Raw genomic sequence first — 25395 nt, forward strand, 5'->3', positions numbered from 1 at the left:
TACGTACACCAAAGTCCCGCTTGCTCCTGGTAGGCGGGACTTTGGCGTTCTAGGAAGCAGGGCTTAGAGGGTGGAGGTGCCCTCTGGGCTTCGGGGCCGCGCGGCCTGCCGAACCCAGGCCCCGCTAAGTGCCGCCAGCCCCCCTACTACCCCGGCCACCAGTCCGCTTACCAGCGCCAGCGTCCAGCCGCTTCCGCCCAACGGCAGCAGGGTTGCCAGCCGGTCGGCCAGGCGGGCGGCCCCGTGGGTGTGCAGCCACAGGGCGGGCAGCCACCAACTCAGGCCTACACCCAGCAGCCCGGCCAGGAAAGCGCGCCCTCCGGTAGCGCCCCACCCTGCCGCTACGGCAAAGGCAACGGGTACTACCACCCACCACGGCAGCAACAGCTGGGCTAATGATGACAAAACAGCAATCAGCAGGGCGAGACGCCAAAACCGGGGCATGGTAGTAGGGATGGAGGTAAGAAGGAAAACAGGCGGTTACTGGTGCGGGGCTTCCAGCCGCCAGGCAACCTGCAGGCGCGGGTGGTTTTCATCGGCGGCGCGCAGAAACACCAACTCATCCAGCTGGCCTACCCGCCAAGTATCAATCATGTCGTCGTAGTAGGCGGAGGCGGGGTTGCCACTCTGACCGCCGGGGAAGATGCCGTAGGCCTTCACCTGCGGCCCCAGGGCCACCACCATGCGCCAGGAGGGGCCGTTGCGCGGGCCGGTGGCATTCACCGAGCCGGGGCTACCCCCGCAGTCAATATCCTGGCGTCCGAAGCCAGCCAGGTTGGCCAGGTGGTTGATGTCGGTGCTTTTCTGGTTGGCCCAGGCCCACTTCGGTCCCAGCGGCCCAAATTTGCGGGTTAGCGAATCCACAGCGAAGTGCAGGGAGGCGGCCACCAGGTCGTGCACGGTTTCGCGCCGGGGAGTGGTGCGGTCATCAATCCAGGCAGATGTCGCCGCTTCCTGCAGCAGTAGTTGATTGGTGCGGGCCCGGGAGGGGTAGCGCATTTCCGCCCCTGTAGCCGGGCCGAAATCATCTTCCCACAGGCGCTTCACCAGGTCAGTGTACCACAGCTCAAAAATGCTGGCGGCCACGGCGGGAGCTTCGTAGCGGTAGTTCCAGGCGGCAAGCACCCGCTGGGCGGCCTGCTCTGGTGCACCGGGCGCAGTGGGGTGAGGGGCACTGTCCGGAGGTAGACTGCCGGCCAGTACACGTAGCATCCAGGGCAGCATCAGCCGGGCATTCACGCCCAGGTTATCGTTCTGGAGTTGGCGCAGGCTGTCGGGGGTGGCGCGCTGCATGCCGGCCAGCCGCTCGTTGATGCGGTGGCCCCGGTCGGAAGGGGCGTAGTCCCAGCCCAGGTAGTAGGGATAGTCGAGGCCGGCGGAGGGCTGGTTGGCCGACGAGACGAAGCCGCGGGCCGGGTTGCGCACGTGGGGGTTCTGGTCCATCGGAATCCAGCCCTGCCAGTCGTGGCGCGCATCGGTGCCATCCAGGATAAACTTGCCCTGGTCGGGCCACTTCAGCGGGAAGCGGCCGTTGGGCTGAATGGTAATGTCGTTGCGGCGGTCGGCGAAGATAAAGTTCTGGGCCGGAGAGGCGTAGGTGCGCAGGGCCTGGCGGTACTCGGGGTAGGAATGAGTGCGGTTGAGACGGTAGAAGGCCAGCACCTCGTTGCCCCCGTCGTGGGCAGTCCAGCGCAGGGCGTGCCGGATGGGCGTCTGCTTGTTGAATACGGTTTCGTTGCGGTCGTACACGATGGGGCCGTGGTGGGTGTAGAGCACCGTATCGAGGCGGTCGGGCTGACCCCGCACCGGAATGCGCTCCACTACCCGGCGCACCGGCTTCCAGCGGCCCGCGTGCCAGTACTCGCGCTGGCTGGCATCCCGGAACCGGAGCTGGTACCAGTCCAGTACGTCGCCGCCCACGTTGGTTACGCCCCAGGCCGCGTCCTCATTAAACCCGATGATGATGGTAGGCGCTCCGGGAATAGTGACGCCGTATACGTTCACGCCGGGCGCGTGCAGCTGGGCCTGGTACCAGATGCTGGGCAGGTTCAGCTGCAAGTGCGGGTCATTGGCCAGCAGGGGCAGGCCCGAGGCGGAGCGGCTGCCCGCCACGGCGAAATTGTTGGAGCCCAGCTCCGGGTCGGGCTGCCGCTGCCACGAGCCTCCCGCCAGGGCCGCGGCAAAGGCTGGCGGAGTAGGCGGCACGGGCACCGGCCGGAAGTCGGGGGCCGTGCCAGGGGGCACAATAGCGTCGGTGCGGTTGGGGTAGTCGGGGAACAAGTCGCGCACGACGGCCGGACCATACTTGCGCAGGATATTGCTCAGGCGCACATCGTCGGAGCGGCCGCTTAAATCCCAGGCCATCAGCTTGAGCAGTAGGGCGCTTTTAAGCGGCTGCCAGGGCTCGGGGGCGTAGTCCAGCAGCTTGTACTCAAAAGGATACTCTGCGGGCGAAAGGCGGCTGATATAGGCATTTACCCCCTGGGAGTAGGCCTCCAGCACCAGCCGGGTAGTATCATTGCGCAGCATAACGCGCAATGAGTTTTCGGCCCCGTAGGGCAGGCCCATGCGCCGCTGAAACCGGTCGTACTCCAGAGCCTTGGGTCCCACTACCTCCGAAATGCGGCCAGCCGCCACCCGGGTCATAAACTCCATCTGCCAGAGCCGGTCGCGGGCCGTGAGGTAGCCCTGGGCGTAGTACAGATCGTGCTCGTTCTGGGCGAAGATGTGGGGTACGCGCCTATCATCGAAGCGCACGCGCACGGGCTGCTGCAGGCCGGGGAGCTGTAAGGTTTGCTGCGGGGCCTGCTCCGGCTCAGCATTTCGCCAGATTCCCCGGTACGGACTCAGCAGGCTGGCCACCGGTGGTACGTCGCCCAACTTTGTGTTCAGAGCCCAGGTAAGGGTAAGCGTAACGAGGAGCACGAGCGTGCCCGGAAGAAATCGAAGCATTGGCTAACCAGTTTCGCGGAGGTGGAAGGTAGCAAATGCTTCGATTTCCAGGACTTGCCTACGTATGGTTTAATTGCCTAAATAAGCGCGCAGTCCGATGTCAACACCAAGGTTGCCTGTGTTAGAAAAGCCTCCCTGGTGGTAAAGCAGCAAGGCTTCTACGCCAACGTTGGGCGTAAGAAAGTACGAATAGCCCGCCCCCAAGCCGGCCAGGTAGCCGAAGTCGGTGTTGCGATATGGCTGTATAGTAGAGTCGAACCCATCATATACAGCTCGTTGGCCCCACGAAGCATCTAAGATGGCTCCTGCTTGTGCTTGCGCAAATACCCGGTGGCGACTTTCTGACGGCAGGTAATAACGCAACCACGGCACAACTCCTACTGCCAGCCCACGGCTACGGTTCCCCGTCTGCTTGGTCTTGGTTGAAGCATAGGCTAGTGGAACTGCCAACCCGACGGCCCAATTGTCGGCGAAAAACTTGCCTACCGATGGAGCAACGGAAATACGCAGGCTGGTAGAGTAATCAGTAGTACTAAAGTAGCTTTGGTCAGTGGCGGCTACGCCCAACGTGCGGGTGCCTTTTGTCGTGAGGCTCTGCGCGTGAGCGGAAAAGAGGGGTAGCAAGCAAGCTACCACCGCTGCGTAGGAGAGTTTCTTCATATAAAAGGAATAGGTGGACTGTTGCCGGATAAAAAAGCGGTAGCCCCTTCGGTCTACTTCTTACTGATGAGTATACAACAGGTCACAAAGACTATACCATAAATATAATAACGCAGCTATATAGAAAAGGCCCACCTTATAGACAAGGTGGGCCTTACGCTTCTGAACGAAAGGTAACTACAGATTCTCGCCCTGCCGCACCAATCCGCTGATGCCTAGCCGGGCCAAACGCTGGCGCACAGCGTCGGCTTCGGCCTGGGTAGCAAACCGGCCTACTACTACCCGGCTGAGGGCCCGGCCTTCGGCGGAGGTAGTAGCTACCGTGGTTACCAGTAGCTTAGGTTCGGTGCTCTGAATTTTGTCCATCACGGCGCGGGCGTTGCGGGCGTCGCCGAAGGTACCGGCCTGAATAACGTAGGTAGCGGTGGGCTCCGGGGTAAGCGTCACGTCCTCAGCCTCGGAAGAACCCGCCCGCACATCGGTTAGCAGGCCCACCGCCACCGTTGAGTCGGCGGCCAGCGTAGCCAGGTCGGCGGGAGCAGCGGTGGGGCCCAGGGGGGTTTCCGGGTTCACGACCTCTGCCACTACCGATACGGCGCCGTGGGTAACAATGCCCAGGGGGCGGGCCGCTACTTCCGATAAATCGAGGATGCGCTGGTGGCGGAAAGGGCCGCGGTCCGTGACGCGCACCACTACCGATTCCCCATTTTCAGGGTTAGAAACGCGCAGCTTGGTGCCGAATGGCAGGGTTTTGTGGGCGCAGGTGTATTTGTTGCGGTCAAACCGCTCGCCGTTGCTGGTGCGGTGGCCTTGATGTTCGCGGCCGTACCAGGAGGCGCGGCCACGCAGTACCGTTGCCTTTTTAGCAGCAGCGGCGGGGGCTTTTTCATCTTCACGTATGCGCAGGGCGCGGGCTGAGGCGGAGAAGGCCGTCAGCAGCACAAGGAGCATGGCCATCATCAAGCCCGAGACATGCAGTCGTAGATGCAACTTCATTCATTCTCTTGGTTGGTGAGTGCGACAAAACTAGGCGCGCCTCCCAAACCCGCCGGCCCAGCAGCCTCGTACACAGCCAGGTGCTGACCCATAAATTGTTCTTTTTGAAGAAATATTGCATTTAAATAATCAGATGCAACGAGGTTAAATTCACGATTGTGTTTCCTTAAGAAGAGTTTTGCACTCTTTTTAGGGTATTACCGGTAGTTACATGAAATAAGACTATCCGCGGGTTAAAAAATTTTGGCCTTCCCGGTGGAAGTTATCCGAAAGGCAGGTTGCAAAAGTCCCGGAAATATGCTAAGCCTAGTAAGCTACACACCGCGGTCAGTCAGCTGCCTGGCTGTGGCAGTAACCCCACTTTCGCCGTACCTTCGGGTATGGATTTTGGCCGTCTTTCCGACCTGCGCTACGTTAACTTTCGCCTCCCCGCCGACCACCCCGAAACGGCGGGTGTGCTGGCGCGGGCCCTGCCTACTCAGCCTGCCCCGCCGGACGTGCGCGTGGGCTGCCCCATCTGGACAAACAAGGCCTGGCTGGGCAACTACTTTCCCCTGGGTATCAGGGAAGCCGACTACCTGCACCATTATGGCCGGCAGTTTAACAGCATTGAGCTGAATACCACCCACTACCGCATTCCCGACGCGTCCACGGTGCGGCGCTGGCGCGAGGCCGTACCGACTACCTTCCGGTTCTGCCCCAAGCTCCCCCAGAGTATCAGCCACGACCGAGCCCTCTACAATGCCGATGAGCTGACGCTGAGCTTTTGCCGGGCCATTGAAGGGCTGGGGCCCACGCTGGGGCACGCTTTCCTGCAACTGCCGCCTACCTTCGGGCCGGAACACCTGCCCCGGCTGGAACGCTACCTACTCGACTTTCCCTCCTACGTGCCCCTGGCCGTGGAGCTACGGCATCCCGCCTGGTTTACCGATAAGGAGCTGCTGGCCTCGGTGACGGCCATGCTGGAAGCCTTGGGCAAGCCGCTGGTGCTCAGCGACGTGGCCGGCCGGCGCGATGTGCTGCACATGCGTCTGACGACGCCCACGGCGTTTATACGCATCAACGGCCACGGCCTCATCGACTCTGACTTCCGCCGGGCCGATGACTGGGCCGCCCGCATCGCCGGCTGGCTGGAAGCCGGCCTGCATACGGCCTACGTGTTCATTCATCAGAAGGACATTATGCACTCCCCCCTGTGGGCCGAGCACTTGCTGCGTCGCCTGCACGAGCTAACGGGAATGGCCGTGCAGCCACCCCGCGTGATTCCGCAGCCCGTGCAGGGTAGTCTGTTTTAGCGCTTTGTACACTCTGTTAATCAGGTGCTTGAAGCGAAATGCTTCGCGGCGTTTAGAGGCAATGCAGAAGCCTTTGCTGCCCACTCTAAGCTCATACCACCCAGGATGCAGCGAGGATAGGGGCGTATTCTCCAATGACTAGGCGTAGGCAGCAGGAAACGGCCCGAGAAAATAATAGACGGAAAGAGACTCGCCTTATAGGCCAGTTGCACGTAGCAGGAGAAAGTAAAAAAAGAGGGTTCCACCTCAACTGTTCGCTTGCCAAAACCACTACCTTGAAACGTGTCCCGCCGGGCCTTTCCTACCCTATGAAATTTCTACCCTTCCTGTGGCTGACTTCAGGGCTGGCTTTCTCCGCCGCTGCTCAGTCGCTGCCTGCTCCTGCTGCCCCAGGCTCTGAGGCGGAAACCCACTGCCTGCTCCTGCCCCTGGACCCTGCCGCGCGTGCGGCCCACGTTCCGCTTATTGTAGAAGCCGAGGTGCTGGATGCGCAGGGGTTCCGGGTGGGCAACGGTCGCATTTACACGCGCCACCGGCTACGAGTGTACAAGAGCCTGAAAGGCAGTGCGGCCGCGGAGCTGACCGTGCTAACGGAAGGCGGCACCGTGGGCCTCGACCGGCAGGAGTTAACCAATACGCTCCGCCTAACCCCAGGGCAGCAAGGAGTTTTCTTTCTGGAGGCGGCAGCCTTTCCCGGAGTTGCAACGGGTAGCGGCTGGGCCGTCTACGCCAGTCAGCAGGGCTTTGTCGGCTATGATTTAAGCAGCGCCACTGCGGCGGAGCCGTTTCGCCGCTACGCCGTCCTCGGCGACGAATTGTATCGGACCCTGGGTGCCACCGGACTGCGGGAGGTAGCGCCCAACGTCGCGTTGCGCGCCGCTCTGGCCCGACGGGCTGCCCCGGCCGTTGCGGCCAAAGGGCAGGCTCCGCTTGTTTCGAGCCTGTCGCCGAGTAGCCTGACGGCCGGCACCGGCGCTGTGCTAACAATTAACGGCTCGGGCTTCGGGGCCGCGCGCGGGAGCGGGTCAGTGCAGTTTCGCAACGCCGACGATGGGGGGGCTACCTACACCCGGGTAAACGATGACGACTACGTCAGCTGGAGCGACACCCGCATTCAGGTGCGTGTGCCCTCTACCAGCGCCACCGGCAACCCCGCCGGTACGGGCCCCGTGCGCGTAACCTCGGCGGATCAACTGGTAGTAACCAGCCTGGCAACAGTGCAGATTATATACGCCGCGACCAACGTGCAGGACTCGCGTACGAGTCAGCGCGGCGTGCCCGGCCACCGCAATCAAAACAGCTCCGGCGGCGTCTCTTTTCGGTTCGAGCCCAACTTTAGCGCCAACGCCGCCGCGAGTGCCGCCTGGCAGCGGGCCCTGGCCACCTGGCGCTGCCAAACGGGCATCAATTGGGAAGTGGGTACTCCCCGCACGGGCCGCGGGGCCGCCGACGACGACGAAAACGCCGTGGGTTTCGACAATGGCGCGGAGCTGCCCACCAACGTGCTGGGCCGCACTACCAGCTACTACCGGGGCTGCTATCTGCCTTCCGGGGGCGTTTCGTTTTACGTGGATGAAATCGACATGCAGTTTGACGACGCCACCAACTGGCAGTTCGGGCCTGCTAACCCCACGGCCTCTCAACTCGATTTTGAATCAGTGGCGGTGCACGAGCTGGGGCATGCCCAGCAACTGTCCCACCTGATTCTGCCCTCGGCCGTGATGCACTACGCCATTGCCCGGGGGCAGCGCAGCCGCACCCTGGCCGCGGCCAGCGACATTGCTGGGGGGCGGTACGTGCTGCGGACCCGCAGCTTTGCCGTGCCCATCTGCAGCATCGAGCCTATGCTTCCAGCCCCACTAACTGGGCAGAGCGCCAGCTTTTTGGCCGGCGCCGGCACTACCGTGCAGTGGACCACCCGCGACGAGTGTTTCGTGAGTGGCTTTGTGGTGGAGCGTGCCTCGGGTGATACTACGGCGGGCTGGCAGGCGGTAGGCACCATGCCAGCCGGCGCTACGGCGGGCCAGTATCGCCTGCTGGACGCTCAGGCCCCGGCCGGCCTCAACTACTACCGCGTGCGGGTGCGCCGCCCCGACAACAGCCTCGACAATGCCCCGCCCGTAGGCGTCACCGACGATGCCAGCGCCCTGAACACGTTGCAGGTATTTCCTAATCCAGTAACAGGCAATGGCGCGCCCCTTGGGCTGCAGTACGTGAGTTCTACCCCCGGCACGCTTACGGTTCGCTTTTTCGATGCCATTGGCCGCTACCTAGGCGGAACGCTAGTGCCGTACCAGGAGGGCTTTAACCGACTGACAGTGGTACCTCCCGTGCTACGGGCCGGCTACTATCTGCTGCGCTGGACGGACTCCAATGGTCCCAAAGGCACTACCCCGTTCGTACGAACTGAGTAGCCTGTAACCCCGCTCGAGCGGAGTAAGTGGCACTTTACGTTATCTGAGAAAGAAGCTACCGCTCTAGCAGCATGGCCCCGTACGAGTAGCCGCCGCCGAATACGGTAACTACTACTTTGTTGCCAGGCTGCAGCCGGTCCCAGGTATCAGCCAGGGCAATGGCGGCTCCGGCGCAGCCCGTGTTGCCTAATTCCTCAATGTTAGAGACGGCGCGGTCGTCGGAGAGGCCTAGCTGCTGAAGCACATTCTTGGTAATGCGCAGGTTGGCCTGGTGGGGAATGAGGTAGCTAATGTCGGCCACCGACAGGGCATTTCGCTCCATCACCTGCTGCGTTACGCGCGTCATGTAGGTGCAGGCATGCAGAAACACGTCTTTGCCGTGGGGCATTACAATACCTTTGGCCACGGGCTTGAGCGTCACGGCGTGGTCGGCCTTGCCCACGTTGCCGGCCCCGCCAGTCAGTACGGTGCGTACGTGCAGGTCGGTAGGAGCCAAGCGCTCCTGGGTGAGCAGCAGGGCCGCGGCTCCGTCGCCCCAAAGATGGCCGGCTACCGTGTCCTGCTCGTTATTGTAGGCCGTGTTATGCTCACTTACCACTACCAGCGCCCGGCGGGCCTTGCCTAACGCAAAGTAGCCTTCCACAATTTCCACGGCATTCAGCAACGATGAGCAGGCCGAGGAAATACTGACCACCGGAATGTCGGATACGTTCAGTTCCCGCTGCACGGCGTGGGCCACGGTGTAAATCGTGTCATGGGGCGTATAGGTGCCGCCCACAATCAAGTCAACTTCCCCTGGCTGTACGGCGCTGGTTTGGGCCAGCACCCGCCGGGTTACTTCCAGGGCCATGGTATTGGTATTCTCTTCGGAAGCCGCTTTGCGGCGGGTCTGAATGCCTGTCCGCTCTGTAATCCACTCGTGCGAAAGGCCATTCAGCCGCGTGAAATGCTCGTTGGTAATGATTTCGGCGGGCAGGTAGGCCGCCACCTGATGAATGTACACGGGAGAAAATACAGAGTGAAGCGAAGCAGAAACAGGGCAGCAAGGTACGCCCTTGCCCGGCAACTTATGGCCTTTTCAGTATGCGAACCGTACTTTGCACTGGCCCTGCTCGTTCAACGCGCTTACGTTGCGCAAGTTCAGCCGGCCTTCTACAAGATTATGACGTTCCGCCTTTCCCCATATTCCCGCCCCTGGGCCGCCCTTTTTGCCCTTGGGGTCCTGCTACTACCCCAAACCGCTCAGGCCCAGAAATACCGTACGGCCGCGGGACTACGCCTCGGAAAAAACAACTATGGGCTCACGGTGCAACAAAAAATCCTCGACAAAACCACCCTGGAGGGCCTCGCCCTGGTGGGCTCGCGCGAGGTGAGTGCTACGGTGCTGGCTGAGCGGCACTTTGGTATTCTGGGGCCCAGCCTGAACTACTATTTCGGGGCCGGAGGCCACCTGGGTACCCACAAAGACAACGGCGGCTTTGGCGGGCTCGACGCGCTGGCCGGGGTGGAATATAAAGTAGCTTTTACGCCTATCGTGCTCAGTCTGGATTTTAAGCCGACTGTAGAATTTAACTCCGAAGACTGGGCGCGCTTTCCTACCGCCTTTTCCGTGCGCTACATCTTTATTAAGGAGAAAAACACTGGGCTATTCGATGGTTTGTTCGGCGACGGGAAGAGTAAGAAGAAGGAAAAGACCAAAACCAAGAGCAATTCCCGGCCCGGCCTGTTCGATTTCTAACGCCCCCGGCTTTTCTTAAAAGCGCCGCTTCTAAGCCGACACCTACCGACTGCCAAGCCCTGCTGTTGCTTCCCTTGCGGGAGTGACAGCAGGGCGTTTCGTTATGCTTGGGCCAGATGTACAGGCCGGGTAACAGCCAGTATAAGTAGTAAAGTTATATATAGTCCGGGGCAAGGAAAGATGTAGGAATTGTAATCTGTTCTTAGGTAATAAAATTTTGGCTTTTATTAAGATCAGAGAAGGTGTTATAGCGTCTGTAGCGCATTTGAAAAGCATTGGTTCGTACGGCTGGCTTAGAATAGTGAAATACGTCTTGCATAATTAATACAATATTAAATAAGAATTCTACAATTAAGAGTTTTGTGTGTACTTTTATCCCTTGAAGTAAGTCAGCTTTGTTATATAAAATCTGCAAATGATGAAAAACTTCTCCGCTTTCAAACGGTGGTGTTGGGTATGGATGTTCCTGTGGATTGCAGGGGGGGCGTCGAGTTATGGAGCGTACGCCCAAGCGGCCTGCTCAGGTACCAGTCCGGATGGGCAGCCTGCTACGAATGGCTTATATGCCGAGTATTTCAGCGGCTATTTCGCCGATGACCCGGGCTTCTTTTCCGATAATGCCAACCCGGCCAGTATCCGCCGGGTGGAGGCCCAGGTAAACTTCCCCAATGCTGCCAGCTTCGGGGAGTTGCGCCCCACCTCCGAAGGTACCGCCCAGGACCCCGACCGCTACAGCCTGCGGTTGCGCGGCAGCCTGAACATTGCCACCGCCGGTACCTACACCTTCTACCTCACGGCCGACGACGCCGCCTACCTCTGGCTGGATAACGCTGCTCTGGCTCTTCCTCCGGACCCCGCCGCAGCCCTGATCAACGTTGGCGGCACCCACCAGGCCCTTACACGCACGGCCACGATAACGCTCACAGCGGGTCGCCACGACGTGCTACTGCTCTACGGCGACGACTGCTGCGAGAACGTGCTGGTGTGGGAGTACGAAGGACCGGGGCTGCCCCGGCAGGTAGTGCCCACCACTGCTTTGTGCACGGCTGTCAGCTCGGCTACCCTGGTTCCTCAGGCCGTACTGTATACCCCCGCCTCGCGGGTACTGCCGGCTGGCACTACCCGCAGCTCCGCGGCCCCTGCAGTCCAGGATGGCGGTGCGGCTGTTACTGGCTTTGCCATTGCCAACACGGCCGAGCTGCCAGCTACTATTACTATCAACGCCAGCACGGGCGTCCTGACGGCCGCGGCGGGGCTGGCCCAGGGCACGTATGATGTGGACGTGGCCGTACGCAACGCTATGGGTACTGCTACGTTCCGGAATGCCTTCCGCTTTACCGTAACGCCGCCCCTGGCGGGCGGGTGCGGCGGCCAAGACCCCGCCGGGCAGCCGGCCTCCGCCGGTCTGTACGCCGAGTACTTTAGTGGCTACTTTGCCGATGACCCCACCTTCTTCGGGGGCCGTACCGCCGGTCTGGTGCGGACCGATGCCGAAGTCAACTTCCCGAACAACGACAGCTTCGGTAATCTGCTGGCCGCGGCTACCGGCTCCCTCACCGACCCCGATGAGTTCAGCCTGCGCCAGCGCGGTAGCCTGTACCTGGCCGCGGCCGGCACCTACACCTTCTACCTCACGGCCGACGACGCCGCTTACCTCTGGCTGGATAACGCCGCCCTGGCCTCGCCGCTGGAACCGGCTGATGCTACCATCAACAACGGCGGCTACCATTTGTCAAAAACAGTGGCCGTAACCCTGGAACTGAGCGCCGGTTTGCACAACATTGCTTTGCTCTACGGCGACAATGGCGGTAACAATGACTTGGTACTGGAGTACGAAAGTGCCGAACTAGGCCTGGCCCGCGCGGTAGTACCCGGGAGCCTGTTCTGCACGGCCACCCAGCCACTGCTACCCCTGGCCTCGGCGCTGGTGTACGCTCCCCGAAGCATGCGGGCCACAGTAGGAATGGCCGCCACCTCGGTAGCCCCCACTGTTACCAGCCCTTCAGCCGTGGTAGAGTACCGGCTGGCCAACGCGGCTACCCTGCCGGCAGGCATCACCATTGATGCTGCCACCGGCCGCCTGTCGGTTGATGCGGGGGTAGCAGTGGGCACGTACACCCTGGATGTGGCCGTGCGAAACGCCGGGGGCCAGGCGGTATTCAGCCGGGCATTTGCGCTGGAAGTAGCCGTGCAGGCGCCGGCGGGCTGCGCCGGCCTGGATGGTAGCGGCACCGTGGCTTCCTCGGGGCTGTATGCCGAGGTATTTCCGGGGTATTTCAACGACGACCCTGCCTTCTTCACTAACACTACCCCAAGCCTACGCCGCGCTACGCAGGCCATTGACTTTGGTACGGCGAGCTGGGGCGACCTGACCGGTGTGGCCGGCGGCACTGCCCAGAACCCGGACCAGTTCAGCGCCCGCCTGCGGGGCCGCATCCAGGTGCCGGCCGCGGGCACCTATACCTTCTACCTCACTTCCGATGATGCTTCCTTCCTGTGGCTGGACGGGGCCGCGCTGGCTACTACGCCCACCGTGGCATCGGCCCTGATCAACAACGGCGGCCTTCATCTCGAAGCTACTCAGTCGGCCACCGTTACGCTCACGGCTGGCCTGCACGACGTGCTGCTGCTCTACGGGGATAATGGCGGACTAAACACGTTGCGCCTGGAATACGAAAGTGCTGCTGCCGGCGTGACCCGCCAACTCGTGCCGGCCGGCGGCTTGTGCACCACGCTTTCCAATGCGCCCCTGCCCGTTACTCTCACCCGCTTTGGGGTGCAGGCTGCCAAGGCCGGCGTCGTGGTCAGTTGGGAAACCAGCCTGGAGCTGAACAGCGCCGCCTTCGTGGTGGAGCGCTCGGCCAACGGCCAGGTGTTTGAGGCCGTAGGACGCGTGGCAGCGGCCGGTACTACCCAACGTCGGCAGCAGTACACCTTCACCGACCGCGCACCCTTCTCCGGCCTGAGCTACTACCGCCTGCGCCAGCTCGACCAGGACAGTACTGCCCACCTCTCGGACGTGGCTCCGGTTCGGTGGAGCAAAGCAAGCAATGGGCTGCAACTGGTGCTGTTTCCTAACCCAACTGCCACGGGTACCTGCACCGTGCGGCTGGAGCAGGCGGCGGCGGTGCCCGCTCAACTGCAGGTGCTGGACCTGACCGGGCGCCTCGTCTACGCGCAGTCGTTGGCTTCCAGCCAAGCCAACCCGGAGCACCGCTTCTCTACTCGGCACCTCCAGAAAGGTGTGTATCTGGTTCGGGTCACTTCGGCCCAGGGCACGGTGACGCAACGGCTGGAAGTACAGTAGGGGCTCCCCCTCGTTAGCGCCTGCTACCAGCAACAACGCCCCGGCTACTTTGGTAGCCGGGGCGTTGTTGCTGGTAGTAGCATGGAAAGGCGTGCTACTCGCGGTGCACGCGGCCACTGCCGACCACGGAGCTTTTCACCTGCGGGTTACCTACCACGTACACGTCGCCGGAGCCCACAATGCTGGCCTGCAACGACTGGCTGGCCCGCACCCGGCAGTCGCCGGAGCCGCTGATGCTTACGCTGCAGGTTTTGCTCTGTAGATTGGTCGCCTTCACATCGCCGGAGCCACTCACGCTGATATTGTGGTCGGGTGCTACGCCGGCCGCTTCAATAGTGCCCGAGCCCGAGAGCGACGAGCTGATTTTATCGGCTGTGACGCTGGCCAACTGAATGCCGCCTGAGCCGCTCACGGCCAAATCCAGGTTGTCGGCTCTGATGCCATCAGCCGCTTTCAGCGTGCCCGAGCCGCTCACGGCCAGCGCCTTGATGGTGGGCATGGTCACGTACACGGTTACGTTGCCCTTGTAGTTATAGGAGCTGAAATAGCCTTCCTTCTTGGTGCCGATGCGCAGGCGGCCGTTCTGCACCACCGTTTCCAGGTGGTTCAGGTCCTCGGCGTCGCCTTCCGCTTCTACTTTCTGGGGGCTGCCCTGACGCAGCACCACCCGCATAGAGCCCCCCAGCCCTACTGAGGTAAAGGCGCCGACGGGACGGGTTTCGCGGGTAGCCGCCACCCGGAAGGCTGAAAGCAGGAGCACGGCCAGCAGCAGGCCCGGGACGAGTAAGCGGAGCATCTTCATAGGAGGCAGGAAGTTAAGGTTGAACATTCGAGGGCAAGATGGCGGACCAGTCGCAACCGTTGCCTGAAATGGGAAATAATTCATGTAGGCTTATATAAGGTAGCAAAATGCTGGGAAGTACGCCATTGTGGAGCAGCAACTTGGTAAGGGCTTGTCATGGAGAGCGGCTTCCGGCGTCCCCTCAACCTGACCGGGAGCCAGCCAGTAGGGTAGACGCTACGCTACGTATCCCATAAAAAAAGCCCTTCTGCCTAGCGCGGAAGGGCTTTTTATGACTTTGAGCTTGGCGGCCTACCAGATTTTCACCCGCGCGGAGTCGGGGCGGTAAAGCTTGTCGCCGGGCTTCACGCCGAAGGCCTCATAGAACTCCGGCACATCGGCAAAGGGGCCGTTGATGCGGAATTGGGCCGGCGAGTGCACGTCGGTAAGGATGGCCTGGGCCAGGCGCTCATCGCGCTGGTGTACCTGCCAGCCCAGGGCGTAGCCCAGGAAGTAGCGTTGGGTAGGCGTGAGGCCGTTAATCTTCTCGCCCTTCTTGTATTGCTCGGTTTTCTTGAAGGCATCCAGGGCAATGACGATGCCGCCCAGGTCGGCAATGTTTTCGCCGGCCGTAGCCTTGCCGTTGATGTGCAGGGAGTCGAGCACGGTGTAGCCATTGAACTGGCGCACGATGCCGTTTACGCGCTGCTGAAACAGCTGCCGGTCCTTCTTGGTCCACCAGTTGCGCAGGTTGCCCCGGTCGTCAAACTGGCTGCCTTCGTCATCGAATCCGTGGGTTAGCTCGTGGCCGATGGTGCTGGCCCCGGCGTAGCCGTAGATAATGGCGTCGTCGGCGTTGGCGTCCAGCAGGCCCGGAATGGCGAAGATGGCAGCCGGCAGCACGATTTCGTTGTTGCTGGGATTGTAGTAGGCGTTGTACGTCTGCGGGGTCATGCCCCACTCGGTACGGTCTACGGGCTTGCCCAGCTTGTTGATATTGTAGCGGTAGGCCCACTGGTTGGCCCGCATCACATTCTGAGCGTAGGAGCTGCGGTCAATCTGCAGCGAGGAGTAGTCCTTCCACTTATCGGGGTAGCCTACTTTGCGGGTGATTTTGGTGAGCTTCACCAGGGCCTTTTGCTTGGTTGAGTCGCTCATCCAGTCCAGCTTCTGAATATGCTCCCGGAAAGAGGCCACCACGTTGGCGGTCAGCTCCTCGTAGCGCTTTTTGGTAGCGGGCGGGAAGTATTCCTGCACGAACAGCTGGCCCAGGGCCTCGCCAATGGCGTTTTCTTCGGCGTCGAGCACGCGCTTCCAGCGGGCCCTCTGCTCCTTGGCCCCTTGCAGCACGGTACCGTAGAAGCGGAAGTTCTCATTATCGAAGTCCTGGCTGAGGGTAGGGGCAAAGGCATGCACCAGCTGCCACTGCAGGTAAGCTTTCCAGTCATCCAGCGGGGCCGACTGGAGCAGGCGGCCGGCTTCGCGGTAGAACTCGGGCTGGCCCACAATAACGGTGTCAGCTTTGCCCAGCTCCATCTGGGCTAGCCAGGGCTTCCAGCTCAGGCCGGGCGTGAGCTTGTCCAGGCCCGAAACGGCCATTTTGTTGTAGTTGGCGTAGGGGTCGCGCAGGGCCTCGAGCTTGCGCGAAGCGCCGGCCAGCTTGGTTTCCAGCTGCACTACCCGCTCGGCGTTGGCTTGGGCGGTAGGCGCATCCTGACCCAGCAGCGTGAACATCTTAACCAAGTGGTTTCTGTACTCCTGGCGGATGTTTTTGGTGCGGGCGTCCTTGTTGAAGTAGTAGTCGCGGTTGGGCAGGCCCAGGCCCGACTGCCACAGCTGCAAGGCCATCTTCTCGCTGTTCTTGGCATCCTGACCCACGTAGCCGCCCACAACGGTGTTCACGCCCAGGGGCTGCAGGTGGGCCATAACGGCCTGCACATCGGCCACCGATTTCATGGCCTGAATGCGGTTCAGCTCGGCTTGCAGCGGGGCCACGCCCTGCTTATTGATAGTAACGCTGTCCATGCCCGTGGCCCAGAAGTCGCCGATTTTCTGCTGCACTGAGCCGGGCGCGGCCTTGGTTTTGGCGGCCTCCTCGTTGAGCTTGCGCAGGCGGGCGTACACCTCGTTCTGCACCTCCTTGCCAATGCCCCAGTTGCTTTCCGAAGCCGGAATAGGATGCTGCTTAAACCAGGTACCGTTGGCGTAGGTGTAAAAGTCGTCGCCGGGGCGCACGGTGGTGTCGAGGTTGGCCTGGATAATATCGGGCTGGTTGCCGGCGGAAGTGCCGCCGGGCTGGCAGGCCGTGAACACCAGGCCCAGCAACGGGGCCGTCAGCAGCCAGGGGCGCAGCGTAGGGGAGAGGTTCATACAGAACGGAATGAGCGGTAAGAAGTAAGCGAATGTAGCGGGAACCAGCTGGTTCACGTAGGCGCAAAGACAGCTCTTTGTCTTTTGCGTTGCCTGCTTATGAATCTGCCCCAGCTTCTCCTGGTTAATTTCCTGTTGGCTGCCTACCTGACGGGCGTTATCTGGACGGTGCAGCTGGTGCACTACCCGGGTTTTGCCCAGGCTGCCCGCGACACTTTTTCTGCTTTTCATGCCCAGCACTCCCGCCGCATCAGCTGGCTGGTGCTGGGCCCGATGGTGCTGGAGCTGCTACTAGGGGTGGCCCTGGCCTGGCAAGGCCACGACTTAGGCGCGGCCCGGTGGTGGCAGCTGCTGCTGGTAGTGCTGGCCTGGGCCGCTACGTTCTTTGTTTCTGTGCCCTTTCACAACCGCTTGGCCGAAGGCTACGACTACGTGGCCATTGACGGGCTGGTGCGCACCAACTGGCCCCGTACCCTGGCCTGGACCCTCCGGACCGCACTGTTAGGATGGCAGCTCTGGAAAATGCTGCATTTTGCGGCCTCGCCCGCGGCGTAGCGTACCGGCCGTGTTACTTTGTACTGGTTTCTTCCTCTCGTTACTACCCCTGCTTCATGCTTCCACCCCCCGAAGCTTTTCTATCCGAACTGTATTTCCAAACCAGCCGCAGCAGCGGCCCGGGCGGACAAAACGTAAACAAAGTAGAGTCTCGGGTGGAATTGCGCTTCCGTATCCCGGATTCCTTGCTGCTGACCGAAGAACAAAAACAGACCCTGCTCCAAAAGCTGGCCTCCAAGCTGACTACTGAGGGCGAGCTGCTGGTAGCGGCCCAGGAAGACCGGAGCCAGCTCCGCAACAAGGAAACGGCCCTGCGCAAGTTCTACGAAACCCTGCAAAAGGCCCTGCACAAGCCCAAAGCCCGCAAAGCCACCAAGCCTAGCCAGGGGGCCGTGCGCCAGCGCCTAGAATCCAAGAAAAAGCACGGCGACAAGAAAGCCAACCGCGGCCGGGTTGATTTTTAGGGATATAGCTAGTTAGTAGCGCTACCTATTAAGGCTTATGTATAAGATAGTAAGAATGCTAGTGTTTAAAGTGGCAAGAATGCTAGGAGTGCTGGTTCTGGCTCTGATACCACTGTGTTTTATATTTCCTTCTCTGGGCTACCTACTAGCCCTCGTGCTCTTCTATGGTGGATTATTTCTGGCGGGTGCAGTAGCGGTGTTAGCCCTAGCCACCGTGTTTCTAGCCTTGCCCCTCATTGTGCGGTGGGCGCTGCTGAAGCTGGCCGACTTGCGGCCCGGGCCCTACCAAGCTGCCCTGAACTGGTGGGTGGCCGGCGCGTACGGGTTGATGGTGCTGGAAATGGCGGGTCTGAGTCTGGCAGTGCGGCCACGCGTACCCCAAGTGGTAGATGCCGTGGTAGACAAGGGGCTGTTGTGCTGTTGTTTGTGGCTGCCCTCTATGCTCGGCGCCCTGCTGCTCGCCCGCATTGGCTTCCGGCGGTATCTCACCCACAGTTCCGGGTAGCAGCTTCTCAGTTCAAGTCCAGGCCAAACAGTACCCCAAACCACGGCTTGCGCTGATAAATCCAGTGGCGGCCGTCGGGGCCCAGCAGTTGGTCAGCCCCGATGGCCAGGCCCAGGTTGAAAATGCGGGCATCATAAATAGCGGCTGCCCCAGCATGCACCACAAAGCCTTCGTACTCGGCTACCTGGCTGCGTTGGCCCGTAACATCAGGGTTGATGATGGTGGAGCCCAGGCCCGTGAACACGCCGTAACCCAGGCCCACCGTCCGGATTTGCGGCTCTTGGCGGCCTGCCAGCAAGGCCCGGCTGTTCACGTGGTAGAAATCAAGGCGGCGGCCAAAGTACAGGGCCGCGTTGAAGTTGGTGTTCAACTGCACCGGCACGGGCCCCTGCGGCGGCCGGGCCTTGAAGGGAATTGTGAAAACGTCGAGGTCGAACTTCCGGTCGACCAGAATGACGTGGTGGCCCCGGTGCAGACCGTAGCCAAAGCGCCGCGGCGCCCCAGTTGAGTCCGGCTGAGAAATAAACGTCAGTGAGTCGTGCGCCTGTTCCACGTAAAAGGTGCGCTCCTTGCCCACGGCAGCCGCCAGGGCGGGGTCGTTGGTGCGAAAAAACTGGTAGTCGCCGGGCTCCAGCGCGGGCAGGCGCCCCACGGCCGCACACCCGGTTACTAACCAGGCGCCTAAGCATGCACAAGGCAGAAAAGGGCGCATAAGAACAACCTGAACGCTGGGCTTACAGCAGCGTGCCACTCAGCACGAACGTGGCCACGGAAAAGTAGATAATCAACCCCGTAACGTCTACCAATGTGGCCACGAACGGGGCCGAAGCGGTAGCCGGGTCCAGGCCCAGGCGTTTGAGCAGCATGGGCAACATGGCCCCTGAGAGGGCCCCCCAGAGCACAATGCCCAGCAGCGAGAAGCCCACCGTCACGGCAATCAGCTGCCAGTATGGCCCGAAGTAGCCGGGGTCTATGGTAGTGGCCCAGAGCACAATGCGCAGAGAGCCCACTACCCCCAGAATACCCCCCAGCAGCAAGCCCGATAGAATTTCGCGCCGCAGCACCAGCCACCAATCCGAGAGGCTGAACTCGCCCAGGCTCATGGCCCGGATGATCAGCGAGGTAGCCTGGGAGCCGGCATTGCCGCCGGCCGAGATAATCAGCGGAATAAACAGCCCCAGCACAGCTGCTTTCTGCAAATCATCCTCGAAGTGGTGCATGGCCGAGGTAGTCAGCATTTCGCCGATCAGCAGAATCACGAGCCAGCCGGCCCGCTTCTTCACCATGCTCCAGATAGAAGTAGCGAGGTAGGGCTCGTCGAGAGCTTCCGAGCCGCCCAGCTTCTGGATGTCCTCGGTATCTTCCTCCTCCCGAATATCCAGGATGTCGTCGATGGTTACGATGCCGAACAGTACACCTTCGTCGTTGACGACGGGTAGCGCTACCCGGTCGTTCTTGCGGAATACGTCAATGGCTTCCTCCTGGTCCTGCATCGTGCTGAGCTTCACGAAGCGGTGGTCCATCAGCTCGCCCACGCGCCGTTGCGGATCAGCCAGCAGAAATTCCCGGATACGAATATCGTCGATGAGCACGCCCCGCTCGTCGGTCACGTAGAGCACGCTCAGCGTTTCCGACTGCCCACCGTGGCGCCGGATGTAGTCCAGCACCTGCTGTACCGTCCAGTTCTCGCGGATGGCAATGTAGTCGGGCGTCATCAGGCGGCCCACCGAGTACTCGGGGTAGCCCAGCAGTTCCAACGTCACGCGGCGCTCCGGCTCCGAGAGGGTCTGGATTAGCTCCCGCACCAACTCGTCGGGCAGAAACTCCAGCAGCGCCGTACGGTCATCAGGCGACATCTCATTGAGAATGTCAGCGATTTTATCCTGGCTTAGGTTGGCCAGAAAGTGCTTCTGAATGTCGAGGTCGAGGTACTCGAACACCTGCGTGGCCAGGCTCAGGGGGAGCAGCCGGAAAATAATCAGCTGCTCGCGCTCCTCCTCCTGTTCCAGCAGCTCTACCACCTCGTTGGGCTCAAAGCGCTTGAGTACTTCCTTGAGCTTGAAAAACTCGCCCTCCTGAATCAGGGACGTGATGTGGTCGGTAGTCGGGTGCTGATTCATGAACTGCAAGAGGGGGTGTTTTTCGCTAGGCAGAAGGGAATTGGTGAAGGAGGGCCGAACCGGCGCGCAAAAGTAGCCTTTTCCTGCCCTGTTTGGTAGCCCGGCGGCCATATTTATCCGGTCAGCCAGCAGTACGTACGCGGGGCTGGCGGCGGCGGCTTGCCCAGCACTACTGCGCCCGGGTCTGCGGGTAATGCAAACTCGACCGTAACCTTCCCGGTCGCCGGGCAGTTCCTTCCGGTGGGCCCGGTCTATTTGGGCCCCTTTCTTCTGCTTTATGCCCCATTCCTCCGCTACTCTGCCCCTGGGCACACTCGTTGCCCTCGGGGGGGGCGACGATGACGCCCTGCTGGTTCTGCTCTGCGACCTGCTGCCGGATTCCGGCACGCCCATCGAAATTATTACCGTTGCCTCCCGCGACGATACCCGCTCGGGGAGGGCCTACGAGCGGGCCATGCGCGAGCTGGGGTGCACCGGCGCCCGGCACCTGCGCATCAGTGAGCATCACCCTGCCGATGCGCCCGATACCCTGCGCCGCCTGCGGCGGGCGGGCTTGGTGTTCTTCTCGGGCGGCGACCAGGAGCGTATCACTGATTTTCTGCAGGGCACCGAGTTTGCGCGCGTTCTGCGCGAGCGATACCAGCAGGAAGCCGATTTCATTATTGCCGGCACCAGCGCCGGTGCCGCCGTGATGCCCGAGTACATGGTGGTGCAGGGCTACGGCTGGCGGGCCCTACGCAAGGGCGGTACGCAAACCAGCGCCGGGCTGGGCCTGCTACCCCAACTGCTCATCGACCAGCACTTTGTGGAACGCGGACGATTCGGGCGGCTAGCTCACGCCCTGCTGGTACACCCTATGTGCCTGGGTATTGGCCTGGCTGAGGAAACCGGCGTGATTATCCGGAGTGGGCGCTACGCGGAGGTATTCGGCGACGGGGTGGTAATGGTGGTGGATGGCCGCCACCTCCACGACAGCAACCTCGGCCAGGTGGGGCGTGGGGAGCCAATTGGGGCGCAAAACCTTCGAGTACACCTGCTGGTAGCCGGCCAACAGCTGGATTTGCTTTCACGGGAGGTGGTGCGTATAAAATAGTGAGTGATTGCTTACTAGAAGTGTAGCAGGATGGGGCAGTGCGAGTTAGAACTGTAAATGGTCGTTGAAGCGGAGAAACAGGCAAAAAAGCTGCTAATAGTGCCAAAATCCTGTATTTAAACTTGTTCGGCACGCCGACTAAACTTCGTTTTTCTCCCTACATTTAGGCCACGAACCCCCAAATTCTCACTCACTTCTTTCGTATGAATCTAAAATCTCTACTCCTCGCGGGAGGGGCGCTGCTTTCGGGTACGGCGGCTTCGGCGGGTGGCTACCAGGTAACCTTGGCCGGCCAGAAGAACAACGGTATGGGCGGCGTAGGCGTAGGCCTGTCGCTGGACCAGGCGGCCATGTTCTACAACCCCGGCGCCCTGGCTATGGTGAAGGACCGTGGCGTGCAAGTAGGCGCTAACTTAACCTTGGCTCGCAACGCCTTCGTAGCGGAGGGGGGCAGCCAGCAGCGCCAGCTGCGTAATTCGTACACTACGCCCCTGAATTTCTATGCCGGCTTTGGCCCCGCCGAAGGCAAGTTCCGTGCGGGCATTGCTGTGTACACGCCGTTCGGCAGCAAGCTTCAGTACGCTGATGGCTGGGAAGGGCGCACGTCCCTGACGGATATCGATCTAAAGTCGGTGTTCGTGCAGCCTACTATCAGCTACGCCATTACCGATCAGCTCAGCGTGGGCGCGGGCTTGGTAGTGCTGGCTTACGGGGCCGTGAACCTGCAACGTGATATTCCCCTACCCGATTCCTACGGCCACGTTGAGCTGGACGGCAAAGCCGATACGAAGTTTGGCTTCAACGCCGGTGTGTTCTTCAAGCCTTCCGATAAACTGTCCTTGGGTATCAACTACCGCTCAAAAATTGATGCAGTAGTAAAAGATGGCGATGTAACCTTCTCGGGCATCTCGGCCACTTTTTCCTCCCGCTTCCAGGCTACGAAATTTGGCGCTACCCTGCCCCTGATTGCGACGACCAGCGTGGGCCTGGGCATTATGCCCAACGAGAAGCTGACCATCGGGTTTGATGCCAGCCTGGCCCAGTGGAGCAAGTACCGGGTGCTGCGCTTCGACTTTGATCAGCAGGTTAACGGTTCTACCACCAGCGAGTCGAAGCGCTACTATCAGGACGCGCTAACGTTCCGCCTCGGTGGGCAGTACAAGCTCACGGAAGGCCTGACGGTGCGTGCCGGAGGCGCTTATGACCAGTCTCCGGTAAAGGAAGGCTACGTAACCCCTGAAACTCCCGACAACGACCGTCTCAGCGGCACGATTGGAGCTTCTTACGCTTTTGGTAAGTTTGGGGTAGACCTTTCGGCGCAGTATGTGGGCATCAAGAAGCGCACCCAAACGCAGTCGGAGTTGCTCAACAACGGCACCACCGACCGGATTGCCGGTACTTATAAGACCAACATCGTTATTCCGGGCATCGGCCTGAACTACGCTTTCTAACCGCGACTCGCTCCCTGATCCATGAATACGTTTCTGTTTCGCAAGTTCACGCCCCTGGTGGCGTTACTGGGGCTGGGCATTACTGCCTGCCAGCCCGACCTGGAGGATGACTTCAAGCCTAGCAAAGGCTCGGTCGACTTCTCCCGCTACATTGCCGTGGGCAACTCCCTGACAGCCGGCTACGGCGATAATGGTCTTTACCGGGAAGGCCAGCTCACTTCTTATCCTTCCATTCTGGCCCAGCAATTCCGCACGGTAGGCGGGGGAGAATTTGCCCAACCCTTGTTTCCGGAAGCTAATGCCAACGGTAGTGGCTACCTGACTATTACTGGGTTCAACGGTGCCAACCCGCTCATTAATCCTGAGGCCCGGGTCAACAACGCATTTGTTCCCATCGGACAGTTTGCGCCTGGCCGCGCCGTCGTGGCTACCGGCTCGCCGCTACTGATTCGGTACACAGCCACCGATAACCAGAATCTGGGGGTGCCGGGTATTCGGGTGGCCGATGTTACGACCACCAGTTACGGCCAACTGACAGCCCAGAGCAACGCGGGTAACTTCAACACTTATTTTGAGCGCCTGCTCACCGGCACCGACTCGCGGACCTACCTGCAGTACGTACAGGAGCGAGTTGCTACGGTAAAGCCTACCTTCTTCACCAACTGGCTGGGCAACAATGATGTGCTAGGCTTTGCCAGTTCTGGCGGAACGGCTGCCCCGCTGACCGCGGTAACTGAGTTTACCACCAAATACAACCAAGTAATTGACGCCCTGACGGTAGATGGGGCTAAAGGTTTGGTGGCTACTATCCCCAGCGTAACCAACGTGCCGCTGTTTACCACGGTGCCCACGGCGTCCGTTATAGCCCAGATCAACGCAACGCCCATCCCGGCTGCTTTGGTACCCCTTATTGCAGCTCAGCTCAAGTTGCCCGCTGGCTCACCGTTACCTGCCGGCACCCGGTTCGGGCTGTACGTGCGTACCAGCAATACCACCACTCCCGTGCGGGAAGCTACTGAAAACGACTTGTTACTGCTGCCTGCCAGTGCCTTCATTAACTCGGCAGCCGTGGCTCCCAACGTTTTCCCGGGCGGCATAGGCATTGTAATCCCCGGCGCACCCGCGGCTACGGCTACTGCCCTGGCGGCCAGTTCTAACGCGGTGCCCAACAACCTTGTGCTTGACGCTTCCGAAGTAGCAGCCGTAACCGCACGTACTACTGAGTTGAATGCCGTTATTACTGCCAGCGCTCAGCGTAAAGGCTTAGCAGTATTCGATGCAAATACCTACTTCAGTAGCATTGCTCGGACCGGAATAGTAACCAACGGCGTAAGCAACAACACCAGCTTCGTGAGTGGCAACCTCTTCTCTCTGGATGGGGTGCATCCTACTCCCCGCGGCTACGCGTTGGTAGCAAATGAAATGATTAAAGCAATCAATGCTAAATTCGGTGCTCAAGTGCCGACGGTAAACCCCAACGACTACCGCGGCGTGCGTTTTCCACAGTAATGCTAACTGAGTGCAGTGCAAAAAAGCCCTTCTGAGTAATCAGAAGGGCTTTTTTTAGTGTTGAGGCAGGTAGTTGAAACTAGGAAAACTGTACGGGTTGAAGTACCTCTGGTAGCTTGGGGGTGGCTTCCCCAGCCAGGCGGGCGGCAATTACCTGGGCGTGGTAGCGGCCGTTTTCAATGAACCAGCGGCTGGTATTCAGGCCCCCGCACACGGTGCCAGCCAGGTACACGCCGGGGCGGTTGGTTTCCAGGGTATCGGCGTCGTGGGTGGGAGTTTGGGCGGCGTCGGTCTGGCAGGTGATGCCCAGGGCCGCCAGAAACGAGAAGTCGGGGTGGTAGCCGGTGAGGGCGTATACGTAGGTAGCCGGCAGGGTTTGTGGGCCTTCGGGCGTCTGGACTTCCACCGTTTCCGGCGTGATGCGACGGATGGTGGTGTTGAAAAGCGCCTTGATGCGGCCTTCCTTGATGCGGTTGATGAGGTCGGGCCGAATCCAGTACTTCACCGACTCGCTGATTTCCGACCCGCGCACGACCAGTGTCACGTCGGCGCCGGCGCGCAGCAGCTGCAGGGCTGCTTTGGCCGAAGAGTTCTTGGCCCCCACTACTACCACCTGTTGGCCGGTGTGAGCGTAGGGCTCCTTGTAGTAGTGCGTTACGTGGGGCAGGTCCTCGCCGGGTACGTGCAGGTAGTTGGGCACGTCGTAGAAACCCGTGGCAATGATGACGTAGCGGCAGCCGATGCGTCCTTTCTCCGTGACGACTTCGTAGCGGCCCGCGTCGCCTTCCAGCCCCAGCACCCGCTCGTAGAGGCGCAACTGCAGGTTTTCGGCGAAGGCTACCCGACGGTAATAATCGAGGCCATCTTCGCGCAGGGGCTTGTAGTGGCTGGTGGGGAAGGGGTGGCCACCGATTTCGAGCAGCTCGGGGGTAGAGAAGAACTCCATGTTGGTGGGGTAGCCGATGATGGAGTTTACCAGCGCGCCCTTGTCCACGGTTACGACGGAAAAACCACGCCGCTGCACCTCAATGGCGCAGGCCAGCCCCACGGGCCCGGCCCCGATTACCACGACGTCAAAAAATGATGAAAGCATATATATTTAATTTCTGCTACACGGAAAGCTGCCGCCCTGTCGTTCAGTAGGTTGAAGGCAATACAACCAACAGTTACGTGGGTTAGCTATGA

General features: G+C 60.8%; 20 protein-coding genes. 10 read left to right on the forward strand and 10 right to left on the reverse strand.

Translation table 11 applies throughout. The features are described from left to right. Positions 1–63: 63 nt before the first annotated feature. The 4 genes from K3G63_RS19545 to K3G63_RS19560 all read right to left on the reverse strand — a co-directional run bounded on the left by K3G63_RS19545 (position 64) and on the right by K3G63_RS19560 (position 4608). Entirely contained in the window at positions 64–444 is a 381-nt protein-coding gene (locus K3G63_RS19545; RefSeq protein ID WP_220615820.1) for a hypothetical protein, read from the reverse strand. Positions 445–480: 36 nt separating this feature from the next. Next, positions 481–2952, reverse strand: a complete 2472-nt coding sequence (locus K3G63_RS19550) for a penicillin acylase family protein (RefSeq protein WP_220615821.1) — start codon at positions 2950–2952, stop codon at positions 481–483. A 69-nt stretch (positions 2953–3021) separates the two neighbouring features. Further along, positions 3022–3612, reverse strand: coding sequence for a PorT family protein (locus K3G63_RS19555; RefSeq protein WP_220615822.1), 591 nt, complete (start codon positions 3610–3612; stop codon positions 3022–3024). 177 nt (positions 3613–3789) lie between these two features. After that, positions 3790–4608, reverse strand: coding sequence for a septal ring lytic transglycosylase RlpA family protein (locus K3G63_RS19560; protein WP_220615823.1), 819 nt, complete (start codon positions 4606–4608; stop codon positions 3790–3792). A gap of 380 nt (positions 4609–4988) precedes the next feature. Here K3G63_RS19560 and K3G63_RS19565 point away from each other — a divergent pair, with 380 nt between their 5' ends. Both K3G63_RS19565 and K3G63_RS19570 read left to right on the forward strand, forming a co-directional pair. Then, positions 4989–5903: a DUF72 domain-containing protein gene (locus K3G63_RS19565; RefSeq protein WP_220615824.1), complete on the forward strand. Its 915-nt coding sequence runs from the start codon at positions 4989–4991 to the stop codon at positions 5901–5903. Between the two features lie 308 nt (positions 5904–6211). Then, complete coding sequence (locus K3G63_RS19570; protein ID WP_220615825.1) at positions 6212–8317, forward strand: matrixin family metalloprotease; 2106 nt, start codon at positions 6212–6214, stop codon at positions 8315–8317. Positions 8318–8372: 55 nt separating this feature from the next. On the opposite strand, the gene K3G63_RS19575 is transcribed toward K3G63_RS19570, so the two are convergent. After that, positions 8373–9320, reverse strand: coding sequence for a 3-oxoacyl-ACP synthase III family protein (locus tag K3G63_RS19575; RefSeq protein ID WP_220615826.1), 948 nt, complete (start codon positions 9318–9320; stop codon positions 8373–8375). A 159-nt stretch (positions 9321–9479) separates the two neighbouring features. On the opposite strand from K3G63_RS19575, the gene K3G63_RS19580 reads away from it, so the two are divergent. Both K3G63_RS19580 and K3G63_RS19585 read left to right on the forward strand, forming a co-directional pair. Beyond that, positions 9480–10055 carry a hypothetical protein gene (locus K3G63_RS19580; RefSeq protein WP_220615827.1) on the forward strand — a complete coding sequence of 192 codons (576 nt, stop codon included), beginning with the start codon at positions 9480–9482 and terminating at the stop codon, positions 10053–10055. Positions 10056–10470: 415 nt separating this feature from the next. Further along, entirely contained in the window at positions 10471–13362 is a 2892-nt protein-coding gene (locus K3G63_RS19585) for a PA14 domain-containing protein (RefSeq protein WP_220615828.1), read from the forward strand. Between the two features lie 94 nt (positions 13363–13456). Here K3G63_RS19585 and K3G63_RS19590 read toward each other — a convergent pair whose 3' ends face one another. Together K3G63_RS19590 and K3G63_RS19595 are read right to left on the reverse strand one after the other, a co-directional pair. Beyond that, the gene (locus K3G63_RS19590; RefSeq protein WP_220615829.1) at positions 13457–14164 is read right to left on the reverse strand and encodes a head GIN domain-containing protein; all 708 of its coding nucleotides are present in this window, start codon (positions 14162–14164) and stop codon (positions 13457–13459) included. A 291-nt stretch (positions 14165–14455) separates the two neighbouring features. Continuing rightward, positions 14456–16513, reverse strand: a complete 2058-nt coding sequence (locus K3G63_RS19595) for a M13 family metallopeptidase (RefSeq protein ID WP_220615830.1) — start codon at positions 16511–16513, stop codon at positions 14456–14458. 99 nt (positions 16514–16612) lie between these two features. Here K3G63_RS19595 and K3G63_RS19600 point away from each other — a divergent pair, with 99 nt between their 5' ends. The 3 genes from K3G63_RS19600 to K3G63_RS19610 all read left to right on the forward strand — a co-directional run bounded on the left by K3G63_RS19600 (position 16613) and on the right by K3G63_RS19610 (position 18037). Next, complete coding sequence (locus K3G63_RS19600; protein ID WP_220615831.1) at positions 16613–17068, forward strand: hypothetical protein; 456 nt, start codon at positions 16613–16615, stop codon at positions 17066–17068. A 56-nt stretch (positions 17069–17124) separates the two neighbouring features. After that, on the forward strand, positions 17125–17532 hold the full coding sequence (arfB, locus tag K3G63_RS19605) for an alternative ribosome rescue aminoacyl-tRNA hydrolase ArfB (protein ID WP_220615832.1): 408 nt from the start codon (positions 17125–17127) through the stop codon (positions 17530–17532). A gap of 226 nt (positions 17533–17758) precedes the next feature. Then, complete coding sequence (locus K3G63_RS19610; RefSeq protein WP_220615833.1) at positions 17759–18037, forward strand: hypothetical protein; 279 nt, start codon at positions 17759–17761, stop codon at positions 18035–18037. Between the two features lie 7 nt (positions 18038–18044). On the opposite strand, the gene K3G63_RS19615 is transcribed toward K3G63_RS19610, so the two are convergent. Further along, positions 18045–18689, reverse strand: coding sequence for a hypothetical protein (locus tag K3G63_RS19615; RefSeq protein ID WP_220615834.1), 645 nt, complete (start codon positions 18687–18689; stop codon positions 18045–18047). An 82-nt stretch (positions 18690–18771) separates the two neighbouring features. Further along, positions 18772–20157, reverse strand: coding sequence for a magnesium transporter (gene mgtE / locus K3G63_RS19620; protein ID WP_220615835.1), 1386 nt, complete (start codon positions 20155–20157; stop codon positions 18772–18774). Positions 20158–20434: 277 nt separating this feature from the next. On the opposite strand from mgtE, the gene K3G63_RS19625 reads away from it, so the two are divergent. From K3G63_RS19625 to K3G63_RS19635, 3 genes are all read left to right on the forward strand, one after another. Next, positions 20435–21250: a cyanophycinase gene (locus K3G63_RS19625; protein ID WP_220615836.1), complete on the forward strand. Its 816-nt coding sequence runs from the start codon at positions 20435–20437 to the stop codon at positions 21248–21250. A gap of 203 nt (positions 21251–21453) precedes the next feature. Continuing rightward, complete coding sequence (locus K3G63_RS19630; protein ID WP_220615837.1) at positions 21454–22701, forward strand: OmpP1/FadL family transporter; 1248 nt, start codon at positions 21454–21456, stop codon at positions 22699–22701. 21 nt (positions 22702–22722) lie between these two features. Next, a complete protein-coding gene (locus tag K3G63_RS19635) occupies positions 22723–24210 on the forward strand; it encodes an SGNH/GDSL hydrolase family protein (protein WP_220615838.1) in 1488 nt (495 codons plus the stop codon). A gap of 79 nt (positions 24211–24289) precedes the next feature. Here K3G63_RS19635 and K3G63_RS19640 read toward each other — a convergent pair whose 3' ends face one another. Next, the gene (locus K3G63_RS19640) at positions 24290–25303 is read right to left on the reverse strand and encodes a YpdA family putative bacillithiol disulfide reductase (RefSeq protein ID WP_220615839.1); all 1014 of its coding nucleotides are present in this window, start codon (positions 25301–25303) and stop codon (positions 24290–24292) included. Positions 25304–25395 lie beyond the last annotated feature (92 nt).

Origin of the sequence: Hymenobacter sp. HSC-4F20, from assembly GCF_019599275.1 — a bacterium.
GTDB lineage: Bacteria > Bacteroidota > Bacteroidia > Cytophagales > Hymenobacteraceae > Hymenobacter.